The sequence below is a fragment of the Streptomyces sp. MK37H genome, assembly GCF_018035285.1.
Classification (GTDB): Bacteria; Actinomycetota; Actinomycetes; order Streptomycetales; family Streptomycetaceae; genus Streptomyces; species Streptomyces endocoffeicus.
In genome coordinates, this window is sequence record NZ_JAAAYH010000548.1 from 1 (window position 1) to 4,949 (window position 4,949).

The 4,949-nt window shown below is 71.4% G+C and carries 4 protein-coding genes; 2 read left to right on the forward strand and 2 right to left on the reverse strand.

The features are described from left to right. The coding region (locus tag GWI24_RS40230) for an AbgT family transporter (protein WP_210950977.1) at positions 1–1,614 on the reverse strand (1,614 nt) is incomplete at its 3' end. A gap of 93 nt (positions 1,615–1,707) precedes the next feature. Between GWI24_RS40230 and GWI24_RS40235 the strand changes: the two genes are divergently transcribed. Together GWI24_RS40235 and GWI24_RS40240 are read left to right on the forward strand one after the other, a co-directional pair. Next, positions 1,708–2,721 (forward strand): Lrp/AsnC family transcriptional regulator, encoded by a 1,014-nt coding sequence (locus GWI24_RS40235; RefSeq protein WP_210950974.1) that lies wholly within the window; start codon positions 1,708–1,710, stop codon positions 2,719–2,721. Between the two features lie 75 nt (positions 2,722–2,796). After that, positions 2,797–3,207, forward strand: coding sequence for an SRPBCC domain-containing protein (locus GWI24_RS40240; RefSeq protein ID WP_210950975.1), 411 nt, complete (start codon positions 2,797–2,799; stop codon positions 3,205–3,207). A gap of 10 nt (positions 3,208–3,217) precedes the next feature. Here GWI24_RS40240 and GWI24_RS40245 read toward each other — a convergent pair whose 3' ends face one another. Next, complete coding sequence (locus GWI24_RS40245) at positions 3,218–4,051, reverse strand: MOSC domain-containing protein (protein WP_210950976.1); 834 nt, start codon at positions 4,049–4,051, stop codon at positions 3,218–3,220. Positions 4,052–4,949: the final 898 nt, after the last annotated feature.

The window sequence follows — 4,949 nt, forward strand, 5'->3', positions numbered from 1 at the left end:
CCACCAGACGTAGAACAGCAGAGTCCAGGCCACCAGCATGGCCACGGACAGCGGCAGGGTCAGCGAGGCGAGGGTGCCGATCCCGGCGGAGCGCCGGTAGCGCTGGAGGAAGCCGAGTGCCATGACGAAGTAGGCGCTCATCGGGGTGATGGCGTTGGTGCAGGAGTCGGCGATGCGATAGACGGCCTGGGTGGCCTCCGGGGGGATGTGCAGCAGCATCAGCATCGGCACGAAGACCGGGGCAACCAGCGCCCACATGGCCGAGCCGCTGGTCATCGCCAGATTGATCACCGTGCACACCGCCACGATGCCGAGGAAGGCGACCGGGCCGGTGACCCCGAGGTCCTTCAGCAGATCGGCGCCGCGGATGGCGAGCACCTGGCCGACACCGGTCCACTTGAAGTAGGCGAGGAACTGGGAGATGGCGAAGAACAGCACCAGGATGGGGGCCATCTCCCGCATGCCCTGCGCCATGAAGTCCGGGATGTCCCGGCTGCCGCGCACGGTGCCGGCCGCACGCCCGTAGACCGCGCCGAGGAGGGCGAAGAGCACTCCGAGCACCACGGCGATTCCGGAGAGCACGGGCGATTCGACGATGCTGCCGCCCTCGCCGCGCAGCGGTGACCCGGTGGGGATCATCGCCACCACGATCACCGCGAGGTAGATGCCGAGGGCGACGGCGGCGCGGCGCAGCCCGCGGCGCTCCTCGGGTGCCAGGGCGAGCTCGACATCCCCAGTGGTCTCCGCGGTGGCTTCCCCGTCCGCCTCCTCGGGCTCGGGCGGAAGCGCCGCCACCCGCTTCACCAGCACCTTCTCGGTGACGAAGGTGATCACGGCGGCCAGCACCACCGAGGAGGCGAGGGAGAAGAAATAGTTGGACAGCGGGGTGACGACATAGCCGGGGTCCACGGTGTGCGCGGCGGCCGTGGTCAGCCCGGACAGCACCGCGTCCATCGGGGTGATCAGCGGGCTGGCGTCATAGCCGGCCGATACTCCGACGAAGGCCACCACGATCCCCAGCACCGGGCTGCGTCCGACGGCCCGGAAGGCCAGCCCGCCCAGGGGGACCAGGGCCACATAGGCGGCGTCGGACGCGATGTGGGCGACCATCGCGGTGAAGGCCAGGGCGAAGGTCATCCAGCGCGCCGGGACCTTGGCGACACCGGCCCGCAGCATCGCCGCGAGCAGCCCCGACCGGTCGGCGACGGCGACACCGAGCATGACGACCAGGATGGTGCCGAGCGGTGGGAAGGTGGCGTAGTTGGTGATCGCATCGTTGATCATCGACCGCACGCCGTCGACCGAGATCAGGCTGCGCACCGCCACGGTCTTGTCCCCCGCCGGGTCGACCGCGGAGACGTCCGCGGTGGCGAGCCCCCAGCTGATCAGCGCGAGGAGGGCGCTGAGGATGGCGAACAGCCAGAAGGGGTGGGGAAGTTTGTTGCCCGCTCGCTCGACGGCGCCGAGCACCCGGAGCAGTGCGGACAGCGCCGCCGAGGATTCCCCGGGCGCGTTGGGAGGCGGTTTGCCGGGGGTGTTGTCGGGCGTGGTCGTGGTGTCGTTGGAACTCACCGTCCGCGCTCCTTCTTCGACGACGCAGTAGTGGTCGTCCATTAGAGAAGGCATGACGGAATGAGGCAAGTAAAAGTCTCGTTACGCAGGAATGATTCACTCATGGAGCACCAATCGCACGATAGATTCGTATCCATGGCATCCGTTCCCCCCACCCCTCCGGTGCTCGACAACGCCGACCTCGATCTGGTGGCCGCCCTGCAGGTGGCACCGAGGGCACCGCTGAGCGCGCTGGCCGAGGTGCTCGGCAGCTCCGCCAGCACCGTCGGCCGCAGGCTGGTCCGGCTCGCGGAGGAGCGGTTGCTGCGGGTGATCGGGCAGGTGGAGTGGCCGATGCTGGCCGAGGGCAACCCCATGCACATCTGGGTGGCCACGGCCCCGGGGCAGGCGTGGGAGGTGGCCCGGCAGCTGTCCGAGCTGCCCGAGATCCCGTTCGTCGCCACGACCACGGGCCGCACCGATGTCTACTGCTCCCTGCACGCCACCCGGCGCGACCGGGCGCGTGAGCTGCTGATGACACGGATCCCGTCCGTCCCCGGTGTCCGGTCGGCCCATACCGAGCTGGTGCTGCGGGCGACGGCGAAGTCCGACTCCTGGCGGCTGCGGCGGCTGGACGACGCCCAGGTGCGGGCGTTGCGGGAGGTCGCCGATCCGGTGGAGGAGCCCGCCGCCGTCACCGGGTTCGGCCCCGACGAGCTGCGGGCCATGGAGCTGCTGCGCCAGGACGGTCGGGCGAGCGCCGCCGATGTGGCGCGCGGGCTCGGCATCAGCCGGTCCACCGCCTACCGGCTGACCCAGTCACTCCTCCAGCGCGGGCTGGTGCGGCCCCGCGTGGAGATCGAACCGGCGCTGCTCGGCCACCTGCTGGAGGTCGTGATCGAGCTGCATGCCGCGCCCGGGGCCATCCAGGAAGTGGCCGACGCGCTGGCCCGGCACCCCTCGGCGCGCTATGTCTCGATCGTGGCGGGCACCTCCTCGGTGATCCACCACGGTGTGTTCCGGGACGAGGACGGCCTGGCCGAGCTGCTCACCCGCGATCTGGCGACGCTTCCCGGCATCACCGCCTGCGAGGTGTCGGTGGTCCTCGATGTGCTGCGCCGGTACTGGATCGGCCGCGAGGACGGAAGACTGCTGAGCCAGGACCGATGAGTTCCGCGCGGTGCGCCGGTCTGAGGGTGAAACAGGGGGCGACGCCTTTCCGCTCCCGCTCACCGAGGAGACACCATGAGCAGCGACGAGATCACCATCAGCCGGGACCTGGACGCACCGCGCGAGACGGTGTGGCGGGTGTGGACCGAGCCGGAGTACTTCGCCCGCTGGTTCGGCGCCGCGCCCGAGTCGGTCGACCTCGACGTCCGGCCGGGTGGCGCCTGGAGGGCGACCGTCGCCACGCCCGCGGGCGAGATGCCGATGCGCGGTGTCTACCGCGAGGTGGTCGGCCGGGAGCGGCTGGTGTGGACGCTGGATCTGCCGCAGGGTGCGATGGAGATGACCGCCACCTTCGCCGATCTGGACGGCGGCCGGACCCGGGTGGTGCTCCGGCAGCCTGCCCCGCCGGAGGAGCAGTGCGCCCAGGCCGAGGAGGGTGCCGCCCAGCTGCTGGACGCCTTCGCCAAGGTGCTCGCGTCGGTCTGAGCGCTCCCGGTCACTCCCCCGGCGGCGGCCCGTCCCACTCGATGACGTCCACTTCGTCGCCCACGGCCAGTTTTCCGGCGCGGATCACGGAGAACTGGCAGCCGAACAGGGTGGCGCCGCCGGGGCCGCGCCGGTAGCCGGCCATGGTGCGCAGCGGCTCGGGGCCCGCCTTGACGCCCTCGCTCTGATCGACCGTCGTCACAACGCACCGGGCGGTGTGCTTGGCGAAGCCCAGCTCGGCTCCGCCGATGGCGATCCTGCGGACCCGGTCCTCCCGATGGGGTTCGTCCCATCCGCCGAGCACAATGCCGGGGCGGAAGCGGTTCATCGGCAGTGGAGCGCCGCCCGCCTCGGCGATCCGCTCGTTCAGCCCGTCCAGGCTGGCCCGGGAGACGATGTGCACCGCGGCGCTGTCGGCGTAGCCACAGGTGCCGGGGATCCATCCGTCGGTCACCCGGTCGTGCTCCGGGGGCACCCGCACCAGCCTGCTCGGCGCGCCCAGAAACCGGGAAAGCCACATGGCGGCGTCCTCGCCCTGGTCGATGCCGAGATAGGGCGTGTCGAACACGGTGACCTCGCGCCGGGCGGAGGTGGTGTCGATGTCGATGGCCACCTCGTCCTCGCCGGGTGCGGACAGGGTGAGCCGGGTGCCGTGCGGGTCGATGGCGGGGCGGATGACGGCGAGCCGGGGATCCCGCCGCTGAGTGCGGCACTCTCCGTCCTCGCCGATGACCATGAAGCTGCGGTCGTGTTGCAGACCCGCCTCCGTCAGCAGCGCCTCGGACAGGGGGACACCCGCGCAGCCCTTGATGGGATAGCAGGTCAGCTCGACAACGGTGGCCACGCGGGCACCTTACCCCAGAGGTGGCGGCGTCTCCGAGCGGCCGGTCGGGGCGCTCATTCCCCATCGCCCGGTGCCCGGCCGGCGTTTCATGGCACGGCCCGGCTCCGCCATGCGCCCCCGGCTCGGCGTCCAGCGGCGGGGCGTAGCGCCGAGTACGCCGAATCACCCACCGCGCACGGCCGGTGGCCACCGGCATACGCAGTAGGTGCGCTGCGCCTCCCGTCGGCGGGAACCCAAAACGAACCGTTTCCAGGGAGCGGCGGACGAGGCCGCGGGAAAAGCGCGGCCCCCGGCGCCGCCCGGGGTCCCGGACAGGCGGGGTGAAGGGTGACTATTCCGGGGCCGCTGCTGCGAGCGGCCGGAAGGGAGGAAGTCGATGTGAGGCACATGATATGCGCGGCGGCGCGGTTCCCGCTATACACGGGCGCGTGATTCTCCGCCAGTTCCCCGCCGCCATGACGACCGGCCCTTTTCGGAGAACTGCCGCGGCGCACGGGCGGTCGGCGAGGCGACGCCCGACAACAGATACGGTAAACGCCGAGTCAAGTCCGTTCCGTGGCCCATGAGTTGGCCAGGCGCCAAGCGGCTGCCCTTGTTCCGCGGGCCATACCGAAGGCGAGAGGGCATACGAGTCGGGGCCCTGGTTCCGCACCCGGTGCCCTCGGTCGCCTCGCCGTCTCTCCATCGTCTCCCCGCCGTGTCGTCGTCCGGGCCGCGTCCGCTCCCCGCCGGCCCCGGCCCTGAACGCCACGGTCGGCGGCGGGCCCCGTCGATACGTTTCAGTCTCCCGCCGCGCCCTGGGAAACTCCGCCGGGCACCTCCGGCGCCTTCGCTCATGCGTCCCCCTCTTCCCCGCCCCGCCGCAAGGCCGTCCTATTTTCCCGCCCCTCCCGCCGTC